The sequence below is a fragment of the Nostoc piscinale CENA21 genome, from assembly GCF_001298445.1.
GTDB lineage: Bacteria > Cyanobacteriota > Cyanobacteriia > Cyanobacteriales > Nostocaceae > Nostoc_B > Nostoc_B piscinale_A.
On record NZ_CP012036.1, the window covers coordinates 6,841,976 to 6,865,618 of the forward strand.

Here is a 23,643-nt window from a genome sequence, read left to right on the forward strand (position 1 = left end):
ATAAAAGTAACTAAAATGACAAACTTTTTTCAGTGGTGGAAAACTTTGCTGTATAACTTCATAGCAAGTGCTATATTTTACACTACTGTACCTTTTCCTAACATTAATGGCTTAGATTTTCAGGGAGTATCTCGCTTTGCACCACTAGTAGGGTTAGTAATTGGAGGAATTTTAGGTCTATTTGACACTAGTCTAAATTATTTAAGCGTCCCAGTATTAACCCGCACAGCTTTAGTTATTTGTGCTGGGATTGCTTTGACTGGAGGATTACACTTAGATGGAGCAATGGATACATCTGATGGTTTAGCAGTAGGCAATCCAGAAAGACGACTTGAAGTTATGGCCGATAGTGCCACGGGTGCGTTTGGTGCAATGGCAGCGATCGCCATAGTATTATTAAAAACAGTAGCTTTAACAGAAATTGAAGCCCACCGTTGGTTAATCTTAATGGCGGCTTGCGGTTGGGGGCGTTGGGGACAACAACTAGCAATATTGCGATATCCTTACCTGAAACCTACGGGTAAAGGAGCATTTCATAAAGAAGCCATTCGTTCCTATAAAGATGTCATTCCGGGATTGCTGTTACTGTTGAGTGTGAGTGGTTTACTGTGGTTGATAGATAGCCAGCAGCTATTTCTCGCAATAACAATGATAGTTGCTGGCAGTGCGATCGCCTTTCTCACAGGTCTTTGGTTTAATCACAAATTAGGCGGACACACAGGCGATACCTACGGCGCAGTCGTCGAGTGGACAGAAGCCTTATTTCTCTGTGTGTTAACTGGATTTTAGTGAGAGAAAAAGGCAATCTGATCACTCAGCACTTTATTTAATCGGTTGCAGTTTTGTCACCTTCAGTTTGAAGTTTCCCACTCCAGTTTCCCCAAAAGACCTAACGCGGATAATATATATTCCTGTTTCGTTGATGCGAGTAAATAACAGGGAGTTACTAGTACCATCGGGGCCATCATCATTTTCTGCCACCGTTGAACCATCTGGTGCTAACAGAGTAATAATGCAGTCAAAGTTTTCCGAAGATAAATCAACTGCCAGGTTATCACCTTTATTCAATTTAACTGTATAGTCACGAGCAAACCCACCCTGTCCTGTGGGTATATCTTTTTCCGAGAGTGTATCGGAAAGTTCTGTCAAATTAGTTAACGGTATTGGACTGTACAACTTGCTTTGGGCGAATGCTGCTGTTGCACTGATACCAATTGTCAGAAAAATAGTAGGAACAGTGATGAATCTTTTGAAACCTGCTGTAAAAGCTTTACTCATAATCTCAGGCTGTGTTGCCATACACAAGGTATTCGCTTAATTATAGATTTGTCAGATATGACTCGCAGAGGAACTACTATGTTGGTCTTTGATGGCGATCGCCACCGCAGCTAACCCCAACACGGTAATTCCCGACTGGCTAAGTGTTTGTACGGCAGATTTGGTAGTTGCGCCAGTAGTGTAAATATCATCTATTAACAATACTGGATTACTGAGACATTGACGACGAAATTCTTTTCCAACAGCAAATGCTTTAGCTAAGTTTTTTTCGCGTTCAGATACCGATAAACCAAACTGCGCTTGAGTTTCTCGCACCCTTTCTAAACCATTTAAATTTAATTTTAACTTAGTTGTCTGGCAGAAGCTTTCAGCAATTAACGCGGCTTGATTATAACCACGTTGCTTTTGCTTTTGCGGGTGCATAGGTATAGGTACAACTAACAGTTGGGTCTGACGCTGAGGTGAATTTAATAACCATGCTTCACCCAACCATGTACCTAAAATACGCGCAATATTCGGCTGATTTTCATATTTCATCACAGCGATCGCACGTTTAAGACCCCCACTATACACACCCCAACCAAATATCGGAATTGCACCTTGCCATGATGCAGCAGGATTTTTTTTGACCGCAGTTGAGTAGTTGTCTAGCACAGTATACACACAAAGTATCAGATGTACTTCGCTGACACAAAGGACAATGAGACTGTAAAAACAGGTTCAGAAAATCTTGAACATGATTGTTCCAATTGGGCATGGAAATTAGTCTAGATATTTAACATACACGCGATCGCATCGAGCAGTTTCCACACCCGTTTCTGGTTGATAACCATGACTTTCGTATAACTTGACGGCTTCTACTAATATGCTGGCTGTTTCAATCCAAATTTGCTGAAAACCACGGTTAGCGATCGCTGCTTCTAGTTGTTGTAACAAATATTTCCCTAAGCCGATACCCCGGACACTTGGTAAAAGATACATTTTGCGAATTTCCACAGCTTTTTCCCCACGATTTATGGGGTAATATGCCCCAGTACCGACTATCTGGCTTTGGTGTTCAATTACCCAAAACTCACCGCCTGTTGCTAAGTAAAATTCCTCAACTTGCAATACATCTCGGTCAGCATCGTTGGGTTCCCAACCCAACCCGTATTCTGATAATACATAACTGATAACTGCGGCCGCCCTGGTGCGATCGCCCTTTTCCCAGTTACGAATTAAGAAATCTCGATAATGTTCTCTCATTCCGATATGTGGGTTAGGTTGAAACAGAAAAACTTTCTGGATATATACCCAATTTACCCACTAGATAGCTATTCTGTCCGAAATAATCTCAGGGTTTATTCTTAATTTATCAGGACTGACTTACAAAGATGGTCGTTAAGTTAAACAGTCAGACGAAAAAGCAAGGGTTTGGGCAAGGTTATAGGGGTGTAGATGTTCAAAACCCTTACACACCATATACGCTTACACCCATTCTTAACAAATAACCTTTGTGCGTAAGTCCTGCCTGTCAAACCTCAGACTTTTAGTATTTGTACCCTATTCCATTTTTCTCCTCTAGTTCAGAAAAATGTCTGTTTTGCAGAACTTCTGTAGCTTTGTCTGCTGGCATTGGTTTATAGAAAAAATAACCTTGGACATCCTCACAATTAATAGATTTTAAGAAATCTAGTTCTTCTTGCTTTTCTACGCCTTCGGCCGTGAGTCTTAAGCCTAAATTACGTCCTAAAGTGACAATTGCTTTCACAATATGAGCTACTCGCACATCTGTGGTTAACTCTTGAATAAAGGAGCGATCAATTTTCAGGTTATGTAGTGGTAGCAGTTGCAGCCGTGAAAGTGAAGAGTGTCCGGTGCCAAAGTCATCAATAGAAAGATGAACCCCCATTTGTTCTAATTTTTGTAAAACATTTCTGGTAAATTCTAAATCGGCGATCGCTGTTGATTCGGTAATTTCCAACTCCAAAAAATGTGGCTCTAATCCTGTCTCCGCTAGAATTTTGGCCACATCTTCTACTAGCGTAGCTTGCCGAAACTGTTTAGGTGAAAGATTCACCGCCACCGTCAAAGGTGGCAAACCTGCTGCTTGCCAGGCTTTATTTTGTATACAAGCTGTGCGTAATACCCATGCACCAATCGTAATAATTAATCCACTTTCCTCAGCCAAAGGAATAAATATATTCGGTGCGACTAGTCCCATCTCTGGGTTTTTCCAGCGCACCAAAGCCTCCATCCCAGTAATTTTGCTACTCAAAATATTGACACGGGGCTGATAATATACCGTCAATTCTTGTCTTTCTACGGCATAGCGCAAGCTTTTTTCTAAATTTAGCAGCTCTGGAGTTTTGGCACTGAGGGTAGTAGTATAAAACTGATAATTATTTCTACCTTCATCCTTGGCATAATATAGTGCTGCATCTGCATGTTGAATTAAGGTTTCAACATCATGGCTGTGTGCATCAAAAACAGAAATACCGATACTCGCACTGATGTAAAGTTCATGGCCATCAAGACAGAAAATCTTTTCTAAAGATTGCAGGATTCTTTGGGCTACTTGAGCTACTTCATCAAGATATTTAATATGCGGCAGCAAAATTGTAAATTCGTCTCCTCCCCAACGAGCGACAGTATCTCCGTCTCTGAGAGATTCTTTGAGCCTTTGCGCCACAATTTCTAATAATCTGTCCCCAATAGTATGTCCTAATGTATCATTTATTACTTTAAAGCGGTCTAAATCAAGAAACATCACTGCTAAACTTTCACGATTGCGTGTGGCGTTGGGTATGGCTTTAGCCAAGATTTCATTAAAAAAGAAACGGTTGGGTAAGCCTGTCAGCATATCGTGGAGTGCTTGGTAGCGGATTTTTTCTTCTACTTGTTGACGCTGCCAAGCACCGCTAATACTAGCCGCCATTGTTAAAAGCGTTGATTCCTCATGTCTTGACCAAGTACGCTCACGAGTACAATCGGCTAAACCAATACAACCCCAAAACTCATCTTCTAGCCGTAAGGGGACTAAAAGCAAAGATTGAATTCCATCTCTGGCTAATAGCTTTTGTTCTGCTACCGGAAACTCTCGGATATTACCACTAATCGATTTTCCGCAAGAGAGTGTGGCATACCAACGCGCTAGTTCTGAAGATTGATAAAGTTGATTTTGCCAGTGAAAGCGAGAAGCGGTCAAATTTGTTCTTGTCCAGATAAATTGCAAGCTCAGGGCCATTTCGCCCGTATCTGAATGGCGATGGTTTTTAAATAAATAGGCGCGATCGGCTTTGGCAGCTTCTCCTAGTACAGCTAAAGCTTTATCTATGCCAGTTTCGTAATTCATTTCCACTAGCAAATAGTTAGCAGCCTCGGCTACTGCTTGCAATAGGCGATCGCGTTGACGCAATTCTGCTTCTGCTTGCTTCTGCTCTGTAATATCCCTAACTATAAAGGTTCTAATTAAGTCACTTTCAGGTAAGTAGTGAATACATTGTTCAAACACTTCCTGATCAACCGTAATCTCACGGGAAAAGGAATTTAGCTGGTGATCTTCTAAGGCATTGAGTAACCCCGTCAGTACAGGATGCTTGTTACCAATTTCTCGAATCTTGGGAAATTTCGCCGATGCAGCAGGATTGAGATAGGTGATTGTTCCTCCCAAATCCATCTCAATAATTGGGTTAGGAATGAGTTCTGGGAACGATGCTAGGCGTGCTAGGGCAGTTTCACTGGCCGCTTCAAAGTTAGGATCAACCGCTAAGGTGGGAAAAGGATTAGCGGCATGAGCCTGTTCTAAGAGAAAATCTGATATGTTTTCAATATCACCACTTTCGGAAAAAGCTTTTTCCGAAATATGAGAAATTGCATAGTATTTAGCTTGGACTTGATTATTCCCAAACGCAATCACATCTCCATGCTGAAGATTATGAGAGACGCATTTCATTCCATTGACATATAAGCCATTAGTACTAGACTTACCCTTAAAGTTGCCATCAATAATCCGAAAACCATACTGGTCAGTTTCAGGAAGAGTAACACGCAGTAAAATGGCGTGTTGTCTTGATACGGAACGAGATCGCAGCACAATTGCATTTCTGGAATCTCGACCAATGGAATAAGTGGTTTCTTGTAGTGGGATGGTTCTTTGTCCTTGTAAGTCTTGGACAACCAACAGGTGACGTATTTTTTCCCACTCATTTCCTAGCATTGCTCTTCCTCAAAATCTCGTATCCTGGATTGAATGCTGAAAAATCTTACTTGTAGTCACTTGCTTTTCGTTGAATACTTTTCAAGTATCTAGGATAAAATAAAAGTATATTATCTTACATAGTAAAAATACTTATTTTATTGAGTAAGGCAAATTTGCCTTACTTCAAGGTTTTAGTAATCAGATAGTTAAATCAAATTTATAGCAGTAATATACCTAGTAAAATCACTTAAATGACGGGCATTTTTTAATTTTCCTTGATTTTTTGATCAAACGATTGTTTTATTGACCATAACAGACTGATTCATCTTGACATAGTTGACAGAGATTTGCCAGTCTAATTTTTTTTCTCTTGAAAACCTCCCGCATAGTTAATTACACAGATAGTTTTATAGGTTTTATGAGTTCCATAAGCAACACCACTAACTTTAAATGCCGAGTTAAAGATATTGGTGCGATGACCACGTGATGGAACTCCATCATCAATAATTAATTGCATAACAATATCTTGGGCTGTATTCGGGCCGTAGCTGATATTTTCAGCCGCCGTCATCTCCCATTTACCATAGCGATTCAGGCGTTCAAAAGGACTGCTCCCATCACTACCATAATGACCTGTAGCACCTTTATTACCTTGGTCTTTGACATGAGCTTTTGCCGCTAAAGACATTCCTCTAGATATGCTTAAAGCTCCAACAGGGCGTGCTGATTTAAGAAAGGTGATCGCCTCATCAACAGCTTGACTTCCTTCTTGGGTAATTAAGTAAGAACTGGAGGATAATCTAACACGTTTACCTTGAAACCTCTGGCGATAGCTTGCCAAAATCGGGATATATGATTTAGGGTTTCGTCTAACTTTATTTGTCTCACTAATTACTTGTTTTTCTACAAGTGAAAGATAATCTGAATTTGCTGCTAAATATAAATGTAAACTGGCTTCTTCATCTAAAATTAAATCTGACTTTGCTAAAGATACACTAGGTTTAAAAATTTGAGTATAACAAACTGCAATTAAAATGCTAATGATTAATAATGGTAATTTCATGTGTTTGATAATAGCTGCATAAATCCTATATATAAAGTAATTTTTATTACCTGTCACCCTCAAAGATATGCAATAAATAAAGTATAATAAAATACTTTTATTACTTAAATGCTCGTTGCCAAGCCATACTAGAAGTAGCTAGTTGAGGACTAATGCTAGAACCAAAAATTAATGACTGCACTCTCATGGGCAAATCAGTTAAAGTAAAGATAAGTAAAGAAAGTGCTTAGATCATAAATGGCCGCTCTACCCTTACAGGAAATTTCTGCTCAGTTAGAAAGTTCAAATTTACGCGATCGCATGGTTGCACTGGCCAGTCTGCGCGATGTCCCTGCTGAAGATGCAGTCCCTTTAATTAAAAAAGTCTTAGATGACGATTCTCTGCAACTGCGTTCTATGGCTATCTTTGCCTTGGGAGTCAAGCAAACTGATGAATGCTACGCTATTTTGGTCAGAATTTTGCAAACTGACCCCGATTATGGCATTCGTGCTGATGCTGCTGGTGCATTGGGCTATTTAGGAGATATTAGGGCATTTGAGGCATTAGCTAGGGCATTTTATGAAGATACTGATTGGCTAGTCCGCTTTAGTGCAGCTGTCGCTTTAGGCAATCTTAAAGATCCACGCGCCCGTGAAATTCTCTTGCAGGCTTTGGATAGTAATGAAGCGGTTTTACAAGAAGCCGCGATTTCTGCACTAGGTGAAATTGGCGACTTAGAAGCAATTGATAGTATTCTCAAATTTGCTCAATCAGATGATTGGTTAGTTAGACAACGGCTGGCAGAAGCTCTAGGCAATCTGCCAACTCCTAAGAGTATCTCCGCTTTAAAATATTTAGAGAAAGATAGTCATCCTAACGTTGCCGAAGCAGCAAGAGTCTGCCTCAAGCGAATTGAAGAAAAAGGGCAGCAAGCATAAAATTTCCTTCTCCTGCTACCTTTTAATAATAAGAGGGACTTTTAGTATTTTGATGCAGGGTAATTTCATTCATGAATATTGAAGAGTTTTTTGAATTAAGTGCTGGTAAATGGTTTTCACACCGCACTAGTCATCACTTAGCATTTAAACAGTCTGAAGATGGCAAATCGGATATTGTAATTGAGATGTTGGCAGCAGATCATCCCGAAGTGATCAAACTATGCCAACAGTATGAAGTCAACCCCAGTGAAGCTACCTGTGGTGCAAGAGTCACTTGGAACGGCACAATGGAATGGGATGAAGAGAAACACACAGGTTCAACTGTGCTAGTTACTATACCCGATGCTGATAATCCCAATGAAGGTAGATTACTCCGTGAGATGGGTTATGCCGAAAAAGCTCCTGTCGCTGGACGTTACAAGATGGGTAGTGATGACGCATTGACTTTAACCACAGAATACGAAACTATGTGGTCTGAAGAACGCCTGTGGTTTGCCAGTCCCAATTTAAGAATGCGCGTTAGTATTCTTAAACGTTTTGGTGGCTTTAGCATGGCATCCTTTACTTCAGAAATTCGGATGGGTGGTAGTTCGGCTGCGGCAAAAGCAGCAGAAGTTAGTAATTCAGCTTCATAAAAAATAGAGACGTGCAACACTGCACGTCTCTATTTTTTGATTGGTGCAGTTGCTCATCGTCGAAGCTAAAACATCCTTACCACTGACAATGATTTTCAGAGTTTTCGGACACATATTCCTATTATTCTATTGCCTGTTGACTTTGAGAAAACATCTTGACAAACTGTTTGGGAACAATGAGCGATCGCTTTTGATTAATGAGGAATCGTTGATCACAGGTATAGTTGGGAACGATGTTTAAATTTGGAGTAAGTTAGCGATCACCTGGGGTAATGGCAAAATAATGATAATTAATAAAGCCATTGCCATTAATCCCAAAATATCGCGTCCATTATCCAATTCGCTGACATCATTTAAGGCGGGTTCATCAACTAGCGGCATAAATAATAAAATTATTGCCCAGACAAAAAAATTCTGACTGTACCAAAGACAGTAATAGCAGTAACAACCGCGCTATTTGACCAATCATCATTGCTGTGCGTTGTCCAAACATTGCATGAACAATGTGACCACCATCTAGTTGTCCCACAGGCATTAAATTTAAGGCTGTGACAATTAATCCTAAAAAACCAGCCACGGCTAAAGGATGTAAATCAATAGCAGACTTAGCAGTGAGTTGACTGCCTAAAGCTAATTTAGAAAGCAATGCTAATAAAATTGAATATTTTGGATTCAGGGCATCTGGATTGAGAATACCCATTTTTTCATGGATTGGGACGATTTCCGAATGAGCTAAACCCCAGATTAAAATCGGTAATGTGGCTATAAATCCCGCAATTGGCCCGGCAATACTGATATCAAATAAAGCTTTTCGGTTAGGAATTGGACTACGCATTTGAATGAATGCACCGAAAGTCCCCAAGAAGAAAGGCATGGGGATAAAATACGGCAGGGTTGAACGAATTTTGTAGAATTTAGCTGTTAAGTAATGACCCAGTTCGTGAATACCTAAAATCGTGATTAATCCCAAGGAGTATGGCAATCCTTCTAAAAAACTATAGGGATTAGATTGTAATGTTGTTAGTTCAACTCCAGAGATTCTAGCTCCCACAAAGGTGGTAGTGAAAAGAGTTGTAATTAATAGTAAAAGTGCTAATCCTGGTCTAGTTAATTTTTCGGTTTTGTTTTGATTAACTGCTGAAGCAGCTTGTGAGTTAGGCACCAACACAAAAAAGGGCTTACCATTTATGCCTTCTTGAAAGATGAGCAAAAAGCGATCGCCAAATTGTGATTCGACGTTAGCCTTAATTCGCTGGTAAGCTTGCTGTGGTGTAGTTCTTAACTGTCCGCGACAGATAATTGCTTGGGGTCGATACTCAAGATTTTGAATATAGTATACAGACCAAGGAAAACAATTTCGTAGCTGGCTTTCTTCGGTAGGTTCAATGGGACGCACTGGTACTGGTTCTGCGGTAGGATGGATAACCGATTCTGGTTTGGGAGTTTGGGGTTCAGTTTGCTTGTCTGTTGGCGCTGTTCGCCCCCATTGAAATAACAGCCAGTATAACAAAAGGCAAACAATAGAAGAACCGATAATCAATGATGGTGGCGGAGGTTGTTTAATGCCATACCTGACTGTCCATCCAGTCAATAGTAATGCTGGTGTCATTAAAACTAGCCATAACAACCAAACAGGTGTACGTGTAATGCCAAGCGCACTGCGCTGCACCATCAAATAAGTAGCTAGTCCTAGGAGGAGGAGAAACCAAAAAGTCATGTTTTCTTTAATAATTTGGAAAAATATCCCACCAGTAGTGTCAGCACCACAAAGCAGAATCTCAAACCCCAATTTTTAACAATAGTTAACTATTAAGGCAGAATTTTTTAGTACCAATTTGTCCAATCATGGCCATAGATGAATTGCACAAAAGCTCATAAAACAACTGTTTGATCAACTAAATCCGAAAATTGGATCAGCAGTTCAACTCTGTGATTAAATTTGTACCACTCCTCATTTTTGTATAGTTTTTCTCATGGGTTCCTTACCTCAACCGCCCGTTCATAATGCTAAAGCACCACGGCCTGTACTTGACAGCATTTTTGCTTTTGTGCCAAATCGGGACACATTGGGAGGAACCTCCTATTTCATTGTAAGAAATGAAGGGAATATCCTCATCGATTGCCCAGCGTTAGAACAAATAAATCTGGATTTTTTGCGATCGCATGGAGGTGTACGCTGGTTAGTGATTACGCATCGTGGTGCCATTGGCAAAACCCCAGAACTCCAGCAAGCTTTGGGTTGTGAGGTTGTCATTCAAGAACAAGAAGCGTATTTACTACCTAATTTAACCGTTACTACCTTCACCCAAGAAATTATTCTCACTTCCACAACCCAAATTATTTGGACACCTGGTCATTCTCCTGGTTCATCTTGCCTTTATGACAGCACATTCGGCGGTATTTTATTTTCTGGTCGGCATTTATTACCTAATCAACAGGGTGAACCAGTACCATTACGCACTGCTAAAACCTTTCACTGGCCTCGACAAATTAAAAATGTTCAATCTTTACTAGAACGCTTTACCCCAGACACCCTTGAGTATATTTGTCCGGGTGCAAATACAGGTTTTCTGAGAGGTAAACGTGTGATAGACCAATCATACAAGCGTTTAGCTGCCTTGGATTTCTCCGATTTGTTGCAGGTACAGCCCATTTTATAAGGGAGTAGGAAGGAGAAAGTTTTTGATCAAAGGCTGAGTCAAAACTTTCATATCAGCTTTTTCTCTCTTATCTTCCTTATCTCCCTTGTCCCATTTCCAGCCAGCTTGGAAAAAACCTACATTCTTCTCCTACTCCCTACTTCCTACTACTAAAGGATTTTGTGCCAATATTTCGACTGCGGCTTGATATTGCGAATCTGCTTCTGTGGCCAGTTGATCGCGGGAAATGGGCTGTTGAGTAACTATTTTATCTGGCTTGATTCCGAGTTTATTAATATCTCGATGTTGGGGAGTTTCATATTTAGCAATTGTAACTGCTAAACCAGAACCATCTGACAGTTCAAATAAAGATTGAATTAAGCCTTTACCAAATGTAGTTTCGCCTACTAATTTGGCACGGCCATTATCTTGCAATGCGCCAGCGAGAATTTCACTAGCACTCGCAGTTCCTTGATTGACTAAAATTACTAAGGGGTCGTTTGTGAGTGCTGGGCCAAAGGCTTCAAAACTGCCTTGAATACCTTGACGATTCACAGTGTAGACAATAGTGCCAGAATCTAACCACAGCCGCGCAATTTCCACGCCAGCCTGTAAAAGTCCCCCTGGATTATTGCGTAAATCTAAAATATAGGCAGCAGCGCCTTTTTTTTCTAGACTATTAATAGCGTGTGCCAACTCTGTAGAGGCATTGGCGTTAAATTGAGTGAGGCGAAGATAGCCAATGGATGTGCCTTGAGGAGAAGTACGCAATTGAGAAACAACTGGGTTGAGTTCAATGCGATCGCGCACTATACTAACTTCTCGCTGTGCTTCTCCATCACGTTCAATTAACAGCGTTACTAAACTGCCAATAGGGCCACGCATTCTGGCTGCTGCTTCGTCCAGAGTTAAATTCTCTGTGGAAAATCCTTCAATTTTGAGAATGCGATCGCGCGGTCTAATACCAGCTTTCTCGGCTGGCGAACCTTCAATCGGCGAAACAACCTCTAGTTGACCTGTTTGCGGATTGAGGGCGATTTGCAACCCAACTCCAGTTAACTCTCCAGAAGTATTGACCTGCAAGCTACGGTACTGTTCTGGATCTAAAAAACGGGTAAAAGGATCATCTAGACTCTTGAGCATGGACTGAATCGCCGTGTAAGCAGCTTCTTTGTTAATAAACGGCTTCTCCAGCACTTTTTGTCTAACCGTTGCCCAGTTTTGCTGATTAAATGTGTCGTCTAAATAAGTGCGATTGACAATGCGCCAAACTTCTGAAACTAGCTTTTGTTCACTGGTTAATGCGGTGGCCGTTGGGATAAACCCGCCAAGCGCCAAACAAAATGCCAAAAATAGTGACAAACCTACCCGAAAAACGTACTTTTGCATGAACCCCATTCTCAATTCCACCTGAACCCAAATTGTATCGAACTGCCCAGTTCTCTTGTTGTTGATGAAATCTATCTCTCGACTATGTTACTTTTTTTATAGAAGTAGTGCATTGCTCTCATCAAATTGTTAAGGCAATCTATGAGTACACAAGGCACTCTACAAACGATAAAATCTTCTTTGGAACTGGCATTTTAAGTGTTTGGTTGCAAAGAGAACGCCATATATTTCATATTTACAGAGTGTTAAGTTGCTGAAAACGCTCATCACTCTGAAAGCAACAAAACCAAACAAACAACTTTTTTGTGAAAATCCCAAAATTGCCACTTGGGAGATTTATCAACCGCAACCGATTTTTAGGAACTTGAGATTGTATGGCCAACGTTTACGACTGGTTTGAGGAACGCTTGGAAATTCAGGCGCTTGCTGAAGACGTAACAAGCAAGTACGTACCTCCCCACGTCAACATCTTTTACTGTCTGGGTGGAATTACTCTAGTTTGCTTTCTCATCCAGTTTGCTACTGGATTTGCAATGACGTTCTACTACAGACCAACAGTTACAGAAGCTTATGCTTCTGTACAGTACATCATGAACGAAGTAAACTTCGGTTGGCTGATTCGCTCCATCCACCGTTGGTCTGCCAGCATGATGGTGTTAATGATGATTCTGCACGTTTTCCGGGTTTATTTGACTGGTGGTTTTAAAAAGCCCCGCGAATTGACCTGGGTCAGCGGTGTAATCATGGCTGTGATCACCGTTTCCTTTGGAGTGACTGGCTACTCTTTGCCTTGGGATCAAGTAGGATACTGGGCTGTGAAAATCGTGAGTGGTGTACCAGAAGCGATTCCCGTAGTTGGGACATTGATTTCTGATTTGTTGCGCGGTGGTTCTAGTGTTGGTCAAGGAACCCTAACTCGTTACTACAGCGCCCACACCTTTGTTCTACCTTGGCTAATTGCAGTCTTCATGCTGTTCCACTTCTTGATGATCCGCAAACAAGGCATTTCTGGGCCTTTGTAATTTCATTGTTGGTTCAGCCAAAATGTGAACAGGCATTAGCTATTTCCAGACAAATTTGTTTGTTTTAAACTGATGAACAATTAGATATGGCACATCAGCAAAAAATCACAGACAGTTTGACTAAGAAATAATCGCTATTCCCCGGTCTAATAAGACTGGGGTAGCCTCAAAGCAAATGGCTAACATCAATGCTTTAACTGAAATTCAGCAGGAGAACGCATTTAAAAATGGCAACACAGAAAAAACCCGATCTGAGCGATCCTATCTTAAGAGCCAAGCTGGCGAAGGGAATGGGTCACAACTATTATGGTGAACCCGCTTGGCCCAATGATCTACTTTATGTATTCCCAATTGTAATCATGGGATCTTTCGCTTGTATTGTGGCTCTAGCTGTACTAGACCCAGCAATGACAGGTGAACCAGCAGATCCTTTCGCTACCCCACTGGAAATTCTGCCAGAGTGGTACTTGTACCCTGTATTCCAAATTTTGCGATCGCTTCCTAACAAATTGTTGGGAGTTCTGGCAATGGCTTCCGTACCCCTGGGATTAATTCTGGTTCCCTTCATTGAGAACGTGAATAAGTTCCAAAACCCCTTCCGTCGTCCAGTTGCAACTACAGTATTTCTGTTTGGAACTTTGGTAACTTTGTGGTTGGGTATTGGCGCAGCTTTACCTTTAGACAAATCCTTGACCTTGGGACTTTTCTAAATTAGATTAGTTACCAAAAATTGCTTTGACGCTTGTGTAAGTTTGATTAGCATGTAAAAGGGTGTGAGTGGTGGCTAAAACCACTCATACTCTCTAAAATATGCTAGTGAAACAATCAACAAGCGTCAATTTTAGTAATCTAGTATAACAAGGCAAAAGTAAAAAGGAAAAAAGAAACAATAGTGATACCACAAGCTTTTTAGCAATTTTTTATGGTCTGTTTATTTACGCCGAACTGTACTAGGCAGTACCTGAGATTTTTTCTGGTTATATAGCAAAGCAGATTTTAGGACATTTAACTTTGTCCTGTGACATCACAAGTTATACCAAAGCTAAAAATCTCCCAAAGTCAACCAGTTAAAACGTTTTTTATTGAATACTCAAGTCAAGGTCAATGCTGAGAATGGTGGAGCGCGACCATCTGACTGTCAGGAGCGAACTTCCGCTCTTAAATAAAGTTCAACAATGGTTTGAGCAGTTTTGTCTCAAATATTTATGTCAACGTGGTTGGACAGAAAACCAACTCTATCGTCTGAATTTAGCATTAGCAGAGGGCTTTACCAATGCAGTGCGCCATGCTCATGAGGCTTTACCACCGGAAACAACTATAGATATTGAAGTGAGTCTATGGATTGACCGAATGGAAATTAGAATTTGGGATCATGGCCAGCCTTTTAATCCAGATGCGATCGCCGAGCCAAAACCAGGTACTCCCCAGGAAGGAGGTTATGGCTGGTTTTTGTTAAGGCGTTTAACTGATCGGGTGGTTTATGAACGTAGTGCGGATGAGCGAAATTGTCTGTTAATCATCGAGTACAGTCGCCAATAAATTTCAATGGTAAAAAATAAGGGAATTTCAGGTTAAATACAAAATTTGTGTATAAAAAATATACACAGTCTAGTAAAGTCAGCATACGATTTTAGTGACACTTTTGCTAAGATTTGGCAGCAGCATAGAGATAATTCTGGCTGCACTAAAGTGGAACTTGTATCAATAAAAACTTAAATGCTGACTGATTTAACAGAAGAAAAACCACAAGAGATTAACAAAGTTCACCAAACTCCGCACCAGTTTTTCGTGTTTATCGAAGTTTTTGGCTGTGAAGGAGGGATTCAGTCTTATGTCAAAGATATTTTTCAGGCTTATACAGAGTTGAATGCAGGTTACAAGACAGATGTATTTGTCCTGCGAGATAGTCCAGACTGTGCCAATCCTTTTGTTTCTCAGAGTGTAAAATTCCATTATTTTAAAAATAAGTCGCAGCAAATCGGCAGAATGGCGATGGCCGGGGCTTTATTAAAGTTTCTCTTACAAAAACGCCCCCAACGAGTATTTTGTGGTCATATTAAACTCGCCATCTTAATCCAAACTCTTTGTCAGCCGTTAGGTATTCCCTACACAGTCCTCACCTACGGGAAAGAAGTCTGGGAACCCTTAAAAAATTCAGAACGCCGCGCACTCGCCGCCGCCAGCGAAATTTGGACAATCAGCCGTTACAGCCGCGATCGCGCTTGTGCTGCGAATGGGATTGACCCCGACAAAGTGAAAATGCTGCCTTGTGCAATTGATGGTGATAAATTTACCCCAGGGGAAAAATTACCAGAATTAGTCGAGAAGTATGGTTTAACAGATGCTCAAGTATTGATGACAGTAGCACGCCTGTGGTCAGGTGATATTTACAAAGGCGTAGATGTCACAATTCGGGCTTTACCTCAAATCGCCCAGGCTTTCCCAGAAGTGAAATATTTGGTGATTGGGCGTGGTGATGATCAACCGCGATTAGCCCAGTTAGCCAAAGATTTGGGAGTAAGCGATCGCGTCGTGTTTGCGGGTTTTGTCCCCACAGAAGACTTAATCGCCCACTACCGTCTAGCAGATGCTTATATCATGCCTTCTCAAGAAGGTTTTGGGATTGTTTATCTCGAAGCAATGGCTTGTGGTATCCCAGTTTTATCGGGTGATGCAGATGGCTCGGCTGATCCTTTACAAGATGGTAAACTAGGCTGGCGAGTGCCACATCGTGATGCTGATGCTGTCGCTGCCGCTTGTATTGAAATTTTACAAAAGAATGATCAACGCTGTGATGGTAAGTGGTTGCGAGAACAAGCGATCGCGCATTTCGGGACAGCAGCCTTTAAACAGCAGCTTGCAGTGTTAGTAAAAACATCTTAACCAATAACAAATGACAAATGACTATTGACCATCTCTAAACTCGCTATCCTAGAAAGAGAGCAAGACTGTAATTAAAAAATGAGCTTTAACAATTCACAATTGAATATGCTAAATCTCCGCCCTTTGCTCACTTTCTTAGCAGTTATCTGGTTGCTAGGTTCATTGGGACTGGGTTGGTTAGTAAAATCTTTATTTATCCTTTTTGCACTGCTGTCACTAGCGCCTGTAGTCGCTTTCTTTGGATTTCGCTGGTGGCTACAACGCAACTTAGTGACTGACAAGTGTCCCGTCTGCGCCTACGAATTTACTGGGTTGAACAATAGCCAATTACAATGTCCTAACTGTGGCGAACAGCTATCAGTCCAGAAAGGTCACTTCCAACGCTTTGCGCCAGAAGGCACAATTGATGTGACTGCGGTAGAAGTACAAGCCCAATCATTGGAAGATTAACGAAAAAGTCTTTAGGAGTAGGGAGATTAGGGAGACAAGGGAGAGATAGGATTGCTATAACTTCTTGTCTTACCCGTCCTTTGTGGTTCTTTGGTACAAAAAATTAAGGGTGTAAAGGTTTTGGATACATACACTCCTACACCCTTACACCCACTGTTTACAATCTTTGTGTGTAAATTCCGTCTATTTAACTAGCACTACCCAATCTTGCTTCAATATCTGCTGCTTGGACTGCACCAGTGTATTTATCAGTGTTGATGACGAGGAATGGTGTACCAGCAATACCTAAATCATTCGCTTGTTTGAGGTCTTTTTCAATAGCTGTTTTTGCCAATTTGCGATCGCTCTCAAACTTCACCAAATTGAGATTTAGTTTTTTCGCAATATCAACGTATAAGGTTTCACCTAGTTGCTTTTGATTTTCAAATAAAGCATCATGGTATTCCCAGAACTTACCTTGTTGTTTAGCAGCCCAAGCCGCTTGCGCTGCGGGGAATGCTTCTGGGTGGACTCCAGTCAAAGGAAAATTCTTGTAAACCAATGTCAACTCGTCTTTGTGCTTGTCTACTACTGATTTCAGAGTTTTATGTACTTCAGCACAGTAGGGACATTGAAAATCAGAAAACTCAACTAGCACAGTTTTGGATTTAGTCGCACCAGTTGTTGGTGATTCGCCAATGATATTTGCTGGATTAGATTTTAAATCATCTAAAAAAGCTTGTTGGACTTTCTGTAATTTTTCTTGTTTAGCCAGTTGATACTCTTGCAGAGAGTTAAGAACGAATTGTGGATTGTTACGGATAATTTCTAAAACTTGCTTTTCGAGTTTAGAGTCTATGTCGGTAGCTGCTTGTGCAGGTAGTGTCCAGCCTAAGACCAAACACAGCAGGCAGACGATGACCCAGGTACGTAGATACTGAAATAATTGTCGCATATCAAAATACTGAAAGTGGTCTAGCACTATTTAAGTATTACCTACTGTCTGTAAAGTTAAAAAGTAGGGGATTGTAAATATTTCTTGTTGAGATAAAGCAGAATTAAAGAGGGTTACAGCCTTGTGTTCTTTCTGGAATATTGATCTGAATTTGAGATTTCTACTTAATTAAAAATTAAGGATTACTGATAACGCATCGTATATATCGGTGCGTTACGGCTAATTCTCATGCTTTCAAAAGCTCAAATCCTTTGATCACCGTAACACACACTACTGTTTTGGAGAGAAATTGCTATCTTGCCACCTTTGACGCATAAAAAGTCTATAATGCCGTGTGACACGGCATCATAGGGATGAATACGTGCATGAACATTTAGCAAGAACTAGAGTGAATTTATGGGTAAGCAGCGTGTGCTGTCAGGAGTTCAACCAACTGGTAATCTGCACTTAGGTAACTACTTAGGCGCAATTCGCAACTGGGTAGAAATCCAAGACCAGTATGAAAATTTCTTTTGTGTAGTGGATTTACACGCGATTACTGTACCGCATAATCCAGCGTCTTTGGCGGCAGATACTTACACTATCGCCGCGCTTTACCTGGCCTGTGGGATTGATTTAAACCACTCCAGTATCTTTGTCCAGTCCCACGTTTCCGCACACAGTGAACTTGCTTGGCTGCTTAACTGCATCACTCCCCTAAACTGGCTACAAGACATGATTCAGTTTAAGGAAAAGGCTGTTAAACAAGGAGAAAACGTTAGTACAGGTTTGTTAATCTACCCAGTGCTGATGGCGGCTGATATTTTGCTTTATCAAGCTGATAAAGTGCCAGTGGGTGAAGACCAAAAGCAACACATAGAACTGACAAGGGATATTGTTAATCGATTGAATCATCAATTTGCTAAGGATCAACCAGTTTTGAAGTTACCAGATCCTTTGATTCGGAAAGATGGCGCAAGGGTGATGAGTTTTACTGATGGGACACGCAAAATGTCTAAGTCTGACCCGTCAGAGTTAAGCCGGATTAATCTGTTAGATCCACCAGACCAGATTGCGAATAAAATTAAGCGGTGCAAAACTGATCCTGTACGGGGTTTAACTTTTGATGATCCAGAACGCCCAGAATGTAATAACTTGTTAACTTTGTATATGTTGTTGTCTGGCAAGACTAAAGAAGCAGTAGCAGCGGAATGCCAAGATATGGGTTGGGGACAATTCAAGCCTTTATTGACAGAAACAACAATTAATGCTTTGCAACCCATCCAAGAAAAATATCAGCAAATTATGGATGACAAAGGTTATTTAGAGTCTGTGTTGCGTGATGGACGGGAAAAAGCACAAGCGATCGCTAATCAAACTTTAGCAGATGTGAAAGCAGCGTTAGGCTACTCTATGCCTGTATAGTTCGTCATGGCCTATAGCGAAGCTTGTACTTAAGTTTACACTTACGTACTTTCTAACTAGTGAGTGCTGGGGAAGAATGATCATTGTTTTCCTTCCCCACTTCTTAATTCTGATAGATGCAGGTTTTTAGGGTTTCCAATTCATTGTGGCGCAAGACTTACAGTGAATAGACGCTGGATTGGCGCAAATTACCATAACCCTGACAAAACAAAAAATTTATTCTAACTTTACTCTAATTTAGAAATTAGCTCTATACCTACGTATTAGTATATATTCTGGGAACAGATAAAAATTATAAAATCAAGGTATTTTTAGTGTGACAAATCCAAGTTGTTCATTGTGGATTTTTGTAGCGCGTCCAGATACATCTTTTATTTTACAAACAATTCCTCATTTAGTAAAAGTAAATAATTTTCCTTTTGAGGAAAAAGTTTTAGCTATTGACACAGCAGCACTAACCGGAGACAAACTAACTCGTCCTTCTATCGGCACAATGAAAGAATTGCGCGAGTGTGCCGAACAGTTACTGCGATTAGGTGTTGTGGATCGTATCGTCGATATAAACTACGATAGAAATTATCATAAGCAAGTTTACAAAAAACATTTTGGTACACAAATTCGCTTTACTCACAACTATAAAGGCTATCCAATTTTAGGCTCTGCTTTTAGCATCGAAAAATGTAAAAGTGATTATATGTTGCACTTCGATAGTGATATGTTAATGTACCAAAAACCTAATCATAATTGGATTACAGAAGCAATTCAATTAATGATAGAAAATCCCGAAATGATGTTTGTAAGACCACTTGCTGGCCCGCCCACATATAAGAAAAAATCAGAGCCTTATGATATTTTTAGAACTTTTGGTAGTAGAGTTTATTTAATAAATTGTCGGCGGTTTGATCAGCTTCTGCCTCTACCTATAATTTGGTATAACTACAACAAAAAATGGATGAATAACTTACCCACGCAATTAAAAACGGTTCTGGGTAATTTTACGGGTAAAGGTAAGTTAGATTCTTGGGAAGTTATGGTAACGGAAAAACTAAAACAGACAGATTATTTTCGGGCAAACTTAACCAATCCTGCGGCGTGGACGCTACACCCTAAAGATAGAAGCCCAGAATTTATTGCTGCTTTACCCAAAATTATTGCCAGAATAGAAGCTGGTGATTTTCCCGCACAACAAGCAGGTAATTATGATTTGATTCCCGAAGCTTGGTATAAAGTGGGTAGTGCTGAGAAGCTACTAGAAAGCGTCTCGACTTGAGCGTGAGCAAAGCACGAGTATGAAAAGGGTGTAGGGGGTAGTTGTGACTCACTTCCTCTATACTCCCCACTTCCCAATTCTGCCCCTTGTTCTTTAAGGTGTAATTCGTTATACGCTTAAAAAGAACATAAAGAATAACGTTATGGAAGATAACCATAGCTGTACTGCTTTAAATTATTTCCGTAAAGCCGCGCAAGCAGGGGAATTTCTAGTTACCGCCGAGGTAGCACCCCCAAAAGGGGGAAATCCAACTCACATGATTGAAATGGCGGCGACTCTTAAGGGGAGAGTTCATGCTGTCAATATTACTGATGGTAGCCGCGCTGTGTTGCGAATGTCGTCATTGGTGGCTTCAGCAATTTTATTACAAAACGGTGTTGAACCAATTTGTCAGATGGCTTGCCGCGATCGCAACCGTATTGCCTTACAAGCCGACTTAATGGGCGCTCATGCTTTGGGTATTCGTAACATCTTAGCTTTAACAGGCGACCCAGTAAAAGCAGGCGATCATCCCGATGCGAAGGGTGTATTTGATTTAGAAGCTGTAAGATTATTGCAACTAATTCAAAAAATCAATCAAGGTTTTGATTGCAACGATAAACCCTTGACCGATGGCGCAACAAATTTATTTGTCGGTGCAGCCGTAGACCCCCAATGTGGTAGTTGGTCAGGTCTACAAAGCCGCTTTGAACGCAAAATCGCAGCCGGAGCGCAATTTTTTCAAAGTCAATTAATCACTGATTTTGAAAGACTAGAAAAGTTCATGGACAAGATAGCTTCTGTACACAACAAACCAATTTTAGCCGGGATTTTTCTGTTGAAGTCAGCGAAAAATGCTCAATTTATTAATAGGTGCGTTCCAGGTGTAAATATACCCGAACATATTATTGATAGATTAGCCAAAGCCAAAGACCCACTAGAAGAAGGTGTCAAAATTGCTGCCGAACAAGTGCAAACAGCAAGGCAATTATGTCATGGTGTCCATATTATGGCAGTGAAGCGGGAAGATTTGATTCCCAAGATTTTGGATTTGGCGGGAATTGCACCAGTTAATTTGGTTGTGGCGAAGTAAAAAGTTAAGCGATCGCATTTCTGACTTTACCGGAGAGTGCGATCGCTTATTGTTGAGCCAGATGTTTGATCAGCTGCAAAATCACCCCGACTGTACAAAAAAGCCGGGGTGGTTGCAGTTAGTTATGCAATTGAAATTTGACGGATTAAAATACTTGTCACTTGATTAGGGTTAATCAATTTTTATAGAAGAAGAACAAGCTCATAATTCCGTACTATTTCATCTTTGCGCGGCAGTCGCTACTCTGCGAGAAACCGTGCAGAGCGCGTCTACAAGTCGGGAAACCCGACGACACTTGTTTCAACGGAGGGAACCTCCACAACGCAGTGTCTCCCTAACGCGCTGCCTTACCTTTGCGTGAGGCTGAAAATTATTGCTTTCATCAATGTCAACTTGTAACAATAATCCCAACCAAAACTCGCAGCAAGTTCTCTAATTCTTCAGGGACGCGATAAAGTTTTAAATCTTGATAAATTATCTTTTTTTGACGATGCAATATTCCAAATCGCCAGTCTTCTCCTGTTGTGACTGCACCATATAAAATTGGTGTTGCTGATTCTGTCCATTGGTCAAGAGCAATTAATTCAACTGCTAATTGAGTAAAGCCTCGACCTAAATCAGATTGTTTAGCTTCAACTACTAACATTCCCACATTACTGTTAATGTAATAGTCAAAGCTTCCTTTTAATTTTTCGTTCACATTAACAGGATATTCAATATTTAATTGAGCATAAGTTTCGGCACAAACTTCTAGTAGTGTGGGTGCGATTAATACTTCTCGTCTTGCTGTTTCACTTATTGGGTTGACATAGGTTAAATTTCTTTGCAGATAACGGCTCAAAAATTCTAAACAATTGAGTTTATCTTGATATCTTGGTAAGTCCAGCCGCTTGCGTTCATATTTAAAATCAAATTCTGCAAGAATATCGGCTGGCGCGTAAGGTAATTCAAAATATTTGCTAAAGGTATAGCTTGCACCAGGTTGAAGAATTGGTGGGCGAGTCATATTAATTCATCATTCTCTAGGAAACTAAAACATCCTGTAACTTCGCCACCATTTCTGCCCGTGCTGATACTTCTAACTTGCGAAACATCCGCTTTAAAGCTTGCTTAACTGAGTTTTGCGTAATCCAGAGTTTTTCACCAATTTCGGCGTTAGTTAAACCTTGGGCTACTAATTCCGCGATTTCTAACTCGCGTGGTGTCAGGCGACTAACTAAAGGTGAAGTTGTGGGTTTTGCCCTTAAAGTAGCGAGTTTAGCAGACAAATGCAAGCATACAGCACTCAAATCAGCTAAATCATTGCCATCAAAAGCAGGCTTGCCGCGATCGCGTGCTAAGTGTAAAGTACCAACTAACTGACCATCACAAACAATTGGCCCTGTCATCACGTGTTCGTGGTCAGAACGAGAGCAAAAAATTTTTCCAATCGCCTGGAGATAATAATAATTGCTCATGGGCGGGAGCGTGGCGCTCAACTACGTAGCGTCCTACAGGGTTCCCTTCTAAACACACTGAGGGAATAGCGGGAATATCGATTTCTGTAGCTACTTGCTCATCTAAAAGATAAATACCCCAATGCTGTACGCCAAAATGGTCGCTAATCTTATCCTTGAGAGCCAGATGCAATTCTTGCTCGTTTTGGACACTAGCGATCGCATGAAATACAGCATGAAGAGAATTAGCCATAAGTGTACCCAAAGTGTACCCCATTGGGGACTATGCTCTACTCAACAATTACATCTATGCTAATACCAGCAAGAGTAAAACGCTATTATCACTGGATACGCTAGGAGAAGCACATGACAGTTACCAAACTCTCTGCTCAGGAACTTTTCCGGGCTGCTTATGAAAACCGTTACACATGGGATAATAATTTCCCCGGTTACACCGCAGATGTTACCTATAAGTATGACGATAAAGTTACTACAGGTAAAGTAATCATCAATGCTGAACTCAAAGCAGAAGTTCTCGGAGTAGAAGACGAGGAAGTCAAAAAAGCAATTCACGGTCAAGCTTGGGAAATTGCTATTCACCGTGTCCGTCGCAGTTTTGAACAAACCCACAGCGAAAACACCTTTAGCTATGGTGACACCGACTTAACTGATGCAGTTGAAATTATAGTTGGTGGTAAGGCTGCTGGTGATAAATATAAAGTCCGCAATAACGAAGTTTGCCTGGTTCACCGTCAAATTCATGGCGTTGTCGTCACCATCAACACCTTCAGCAGCCACGACACTGGCGAAGGTTACTTGTCTCACACTTATGATTCTGTTTACCATGACCCCAAAACTGGTGAACAAAAAGGTGGTAGAAGTGAGTTCACCGATGAATATGAAAAGGTAGGTAATTACTTTATTCTCAACCGTCGGGAAATTCGCACCGAAGTTAACGGACATCTAAATATTCAAGAGTTTATTTTCTCGAATATTAAATTGTTAGAACCTGCGGCTGCTTAAGCTGAATTTTCCAAAAAATATACGCCTCCAATGGAGGCGTATATTTT

General features: G+C 40.8%; 21 protein-coding genes and 3 pseudogenes. 14 read left to right on the plus strand and 10 right to left on the minus strand.

The genetic code is table 11. From position 1 onward, the window contains the following. Positions 1 to 15 precede the first annotated feature (15 nt). Positions 16 to 789, plus strand: a complete 774-nt coding sequence (gene cobS, locus ACX27_RS29435; RefSeq protein WP_062297753.1) for an adenosylcobinamide-GDP ribazoletransferase — start codon at positions 16 to 18, stop codon at positions 787 to 789. 33 nt (positions 790 to 822) lie between these two features. On the opposite strand, the gene ACX27_RS29440 is transcribed toward cobS, so the two are convergent. From ACX27_RS29440 to ACX27_RS29460, 5 genes and pseudogenes are all read right to left on the minus strand, one after another. Beyond that, positions 823 to 1,278 (minus strand): PPC domain-containing protein, encoded by a 456-nt coding sequence (locus ACX27_RS29440; RefSeq protein ID WP_062298647.1) that lies wholly within the window; start codon positions 1,276 to 1,278, stop codon positions 823 to 825. A 51-nt stretch (positions 1,279 to 1,329) separates the two neighbouring features. Next, positions 1,330 to 2,035, minus strand: a pseudogene (locus tag ACX27_RS29445) (ComF family protein). Positions 2,036 to 2,040: 5 nt separating this feature from the next. Continuing rightward, the gene (locus tag ACX27_RS29450; protein WP_062297755.1) at positions 2,041 to 2,523 is read right to left on the minus strand and encodes a GNAT family N-acetyltransferase; all 483 of its coding nucleotides are present in this window, start codon (positions 2,521 to 2,523) and stop codon (positions 2,041 to 2,043) included. A gap of 283 nt (positions 2,524 to 2,806) precedes the next feature. Then, on the minus strand, positions 2,807 to 5,476 hold the full coding sequence (locus ACX27_RS29455) for an EAL domain-containing protein (RefSeq protein ID WP_062297756.1): 2,670 nt from the start codon (positions 5,474 to 5,476) through the stop codon (positions 2,807 to 2,809). A gap of 337 nt (positions 5,477 to 5,813) precedes the next feature. Beyond that, positions 5,814 to 6,521: a CAP domain-containing protein gene (locus ACX27_RS29460; protein WP_083468870.1), complete on the minus strand. Its 708-nt coding sequence runs from the start codon at positions 6,519 to 6,521 to the stop codon at positions 5,814 to 5,816. 237 nt (positions 6,522 to 6,758) lie between these two features. Between ACX27_RS29460 and ACX27_RS29465 the strand changes: the two genes are divergently transcribed. Next, a complete protein-coding gene (locus ACX27_RS29465) occupies positions 6,759 to 7,439 on the plus strand; it encodes a HEAT repeat domain-containing protein (protein ID WP_062297758.1) in 681 nt (226 codons plus the stop codon). 71 nt (positions 7,440 to 7,510) lie between these two features. Next, positions 7,511 to 8,074, plus strand: a complete 564-nt coding sequence (locus ACX27_RS29470; RefSeq protein ID WP_062297759.1) for a phycobiliprotein lyase — start codon at positions 7,511 to 7,513, stop codon at positions 8,072 to 8,074. 237 nt (positions 8,075 to 8,311) lie between these two features. Here ACX27_RS29470 and ACX27_RS29475 read toward each other — a convergent pair. Beyond that, positions 8,312 to 9,791, minus strand: a pseudogene (locus ACX27_RS29475) (site-2 protease family protein). Positions 9,792 to 10,047: 256 nt separating this feature from the next. On the opposite strand from ACX27_RS29475, the gene ACX27_RS29480 reads away from it, so the two are divergent. After that, positions 10,048 to 10,734 (plus strand): MBL fold metallo-hydrolase, encoded by a 687-nt coding sequence (locus tag ACX27_RS29480; RefSeq protein WP_062297761.1) that lies wholly within the window; start codon positions 10,048 to 10,050, stop codon positions 10,732 to 10,734. Positions 10,735 to 10,863: 129 nt separating this feature from the next. On the opposite strand, the gene ctpA is transcribed toward ACX27_RS29480, so the two are convergent. Beyond that, complete coding sequence (gene ctpA / locus ACX27_RS29485; RefSeq protein ID WP_062297764.1) at positions 10,864 to 12,111, minus strand: carboxyl-terminal processing protease CtpA; 1,248 nt, start codon at positions 12,109 to 12,111, stop codon at positions 10,864 to 10,866. A gap of 365 nt (positions 12,112 to 12,476) precedes the next feature. Here ctpA and petB point away from each other — a divergent pair, with 365 nt between their 5' ends. From petB to ACX27_RS29510, 5 genes are all read left to right on the plus strand, one after another. Beyond that, a complete protein-coding gene (gene petB, locus ACX27_RS29490) occupies positions 12,477 to 13,124 on the plus strand; it encodes a cytochrome b6 (protein WP_062297765.1) in 648 nt (215 codons plus the stop codon). A 227-nt stretch (positions 13,125 to 13,351) separates the two neighbouring features. Then, the gene (gene petD / locus ACX27_RS29495; RefSeq protein WP_062297767.1) at positions 13,352 to 13,834 is read left to right on the plus strand and encodes a cytochrome b6-f complex subunit IV; all 483 of its coding nucleotides are present in this window, start codon (positions 13,352 to 13,354) and stop codon (positions 13,832 to 13,834) included. Positions 13,835 to 14,228: 394 nt separating this feature from the next. Further along, the gene (locus ACX27_RS29500) at positions 14,229 to 14,663 is read left to right on the plus strand and encodes an ATP-binding protein (RefSeq protein WP_062297769.1); all 435 of its coding nucleotides are present in this window, start codon (positions 14,229 to 14,231) and stop codon (positions 14,661 to 14,663) included. Between the two features lie 177 nt (positions 14,664 to 14,840). Further along, the gene (locus tag ACX27_RS29505; RefSeq protein ID WP_062297770.1) at positions 14,841 to 16,007 is read left to right on the plus strand and encodes a glycosyltransferase family 4 protein; all 1,167 of its coding nucleotides are present in this window, start codon (positions 14,841 to 14,843) and stop codon (positions 16,005 to 16,007) included. A gap of 78 nt (positions 16,008 to 16,085) precedes the next feature. After that, positions 16,086 to 16,457: a hypothetical protein gene (locus tag ACX27_RS29510; RefSeq protein WP_062297773.1), complete on the plus strand. Its 372-nt coding sequence runs from the start codon at positions 16,086 to 16,088 to the stop codon at positions 16,455 to 16,457. 187 nt (positions 16,458 to 16,644) lie between these two features. On the opposite strand, the gene ACX27_RS29515 is transcribed toward ACX27_RS29510, so the two are convergent. Continuing rightward, entirely contained in the window at positions 16,645 to 17,391 is a 747-nt protein-coding gene (locus tag ACX27_RS29515) for a DsbA family protein (RefSeq protein WP_062297775.1), read from the minus strand. A gap of 396 nt (positions 17,392 to 17,787) precedes the next feature. Between ACX27_RS29515 and trpS the strand changes: the two genes are divergently transcribed. From trpS to ACX27_RS32095, 4 genes are all read left to right on the plus strand, one after another. Further along, the gene (trpS, locus tag ACX27_RS29520; RefSeq protein WP_062297777.1) at positions 17,788 to 18,795 is read left to right on the plus strand and encodes a tryptophan--tRNA ligase; all 1,008 of its coding nucleotides are present in this window, start codon (positions 17,788 to 17,790) and stop codon (positions 18,793 to 18,795) included. A 316-nt stretch (positions 18,796 to 19,111) separates the two neighbouring features. Further along, the gene (locus ACX27_RS29525; protein ID WP_062297779.1) at positions 19,112 to 20,065 is read left to right on the plus strand and encodes a hypothetical protein; all 954 of its coding nucleotides are present in this window, start codon (positions 19,112 to 19,114) and stop codon (positions 20,063 to 20,065) included. A 142-nt stretch (positions 20,066 to 20,207) separates the two neighbouring features. Next, entirely contained in the window at positions 20,208 to 21,137 is a 930-nt protein-coding gene (locus tag ACX27_RS29530; protein ID WP_062297781.1) for a methylenetetrahydrofolate reductase, read from the plus strand. After that, positions 21,124 to 21,306: a hypothetical protein gene (locus ACX27_RS32095; RefSeq protein ID WP_144427561.1), complete on the plus strand. Its 183-nt coding sequence runs from the start codon at positions 21,124 to 21,126 to the stop codon at positions 21,304 to 21,306. Before ACX27_RS29530 ends, ACX27_RS32095 begins: the two co-directional genes overlap by 14 nt. Positions 21,307 to 21,525: 219 nt before the next feature. Here ACX27_RS32095 and ACX27_RS29535 read toward each other — a convergent pair whose 3' ends face one another. Together ACX27_RS29535 and ACX27_RS29540 are read right to left on the minus strand one after the other, a co-directional pair. Continuing rightward, on the minus strand, positions 21,526 to 22,143 hold the full coding sequence (locus ACX27_RS29535) for a hypothetical protein (protein WP_062297783.1): 618 nt from the start codon (positions 22,141 to 22,143) through the stop codon (positions 21,526 to 21,528). A 16-nt stretch (positions 22,144 to 22,159) separates the two neighbouring features. Then, a pseudogene (locus ACX27_RS29540) lies at positions 22,160 to 22,826 on the minus strand (LuxR C-terminal-related transcriptional regulator). A gap of 113 nt (positions 22,827 to 22,939) precedes the next feature. On the opposite strand from ACX27_RS29540, the gene ACX27_RS29545 reads away from it, so the two are divergent. Next, a complete protein-coding gene (locus ACX27_RS29545) occupies positions 22,940 to 23,596 on the plus strand; it encodes a DUF3386 domain-containing protein (protein ID WP_062297784.1) in 657 nt (218 codons plus the stop codon). Positions 23,597 to 23,643: the final 47 nt, after the last annotated feature.

What these genes read in the sequence shown, in the direction of transcription:
- ACX27_RS29450 (WP_062297755.1), bottom strand. Translation starts at nt 2,523, where the DNA reads ATGAGAGAACATTATCGAGATTTCTTAATTCGTAACTGGGAAAAGGGC.
- ACX27_RS29460 (WP_083468870.1), bottom strand. Translation starts at nt 6,521, where the DNA reads ATGAAATTACCATTATTAATCATTAGCATTTTAATTGCAGTTTGTTAT.
- petB (WP_062297765.1), top strand. Translation starts at nt 12,477, where the DNA reads ATGGCCAACGTTTACGACTGGTTTGAGGAACGCTTGGAAATTCAGGCG.
- ACX27_RS29465 (WP_062297758.1), top strand. Translation starts at nt 6,759, where the DNA reads ATGGCCGCTCTACCCTTACAGGAAATTTCTGCTCAGTTAGAAAGTTCA.
- cobS (WP_062297753.1), top strand. Translation starts at nt 16, where the DNA reads ATGACAAACTTTTTTCAGTGGTGGAAAACTTTGCTGTATAACTTCATA.
- ACX27_RS29515 (WP_062297775.1), bottom strand. Translation starts at nt 17,391, where the DNA reads ATGCGACAATTATTTCAGTATCTACGTACCTGGGTCATCGTCTGCCTG.
- trpS (WP_062297777.1), top strand. Translation starts at nt 17,788, where the DNA reads ATGGGTAAGCAGCGTGTGCTGTCAGGAGTTCAACCAACTGGTAATCTG.
- ACX27_RS29505 (WP_062297770.1), top strand. Translation starts at nt 14,841, where the DNA reads ATGCTGACTGATTTAACAGAAGAAAAACCACAAGAGATTAACAAAGTT.
- ACX27_RS29535 (WP_062297783.1), bottom strand. Translation starts at nt 22,143, where the DNA reads ATGACTCGCCCACCAATTCTTCAACCTGGTGCAAGCTATACCTTTAGC.
- ACX27_RS29510 (WP_062297773.1), top strand. Translation starts at nt 16,086, where the DNA reads ATGAGCTTTAACAATTCACAATTGAATATGCTAAATCTCCGCCCTTTG.
- ACX27_RS29500 (WP_062297769.1), top strand. Translation starts at nt 14,229, where the DNA reads ATGCTGAGAATGGTGGAGCGCGACCATCTGACTGTCAGGAGCGAACTT.
- ACX27_RS29530 (WP_062297781.1), top strand. Translation starts at nt 20,208, where the DNA reads ATGGAAGATAACCATAGCTGTACTGCTTTAAATTATTTCCGTAAAGCC.
- ACX27_RS29455 (WP_062297756.1), bottom strand. Translation starts at nt 5,476, where the DNA reads ATGCTAGGAAATGAGTGGGAAAAAATACGTCACCTGTTGGTTGTCCAA.
- ACX27_RS29470 (WP_062297759.1), top strand. Translation starts at nt 7,511, where the DNA reads ATGAATATTGAAGAGTTTTTTGAATTAAGTGCTGGTAAATGGTTTTCA.
- ctpA (WP_062297764.1), bottom strand. Translation starts at nt 12,111, where the DNA reads ATGGGGTTCATGCAAAAGTACGTTTTTCGGGTAGGTTTGTCACTATTT.
- ACX27_RS29440 (WP_062298647.1), bottom strand. Translation starts at nt 1,278, where the DNA reads ATGAGTAAAGCTTTTACAGCAGGTTTCAAAAGATTCATCACTGTTCCT.
- ACX27_RS29480 (WP_062297761.1), top strand. Translation starts at nt 10,048, where the DNA reads ATGGGTTCCTTACCTCAACCGCCCGTTCATAATGCTAAAGCACCACGG.
- ACX27_RS29545 (WP_062297784.1), top strand. Translation starts at nt 22,940, where the DNA reads ATGACAGTTACCAAACTCTCTGCTCAGGAACTTTTCCGGGCTGCTTAT.
- petD (WP_062297767.1), top strand. Translation starts at nt 13,352, where the DNA reads ATGGCAACACAGAAAAAACCCGATCTGAGCGATCCTATCTTAAGAGCC.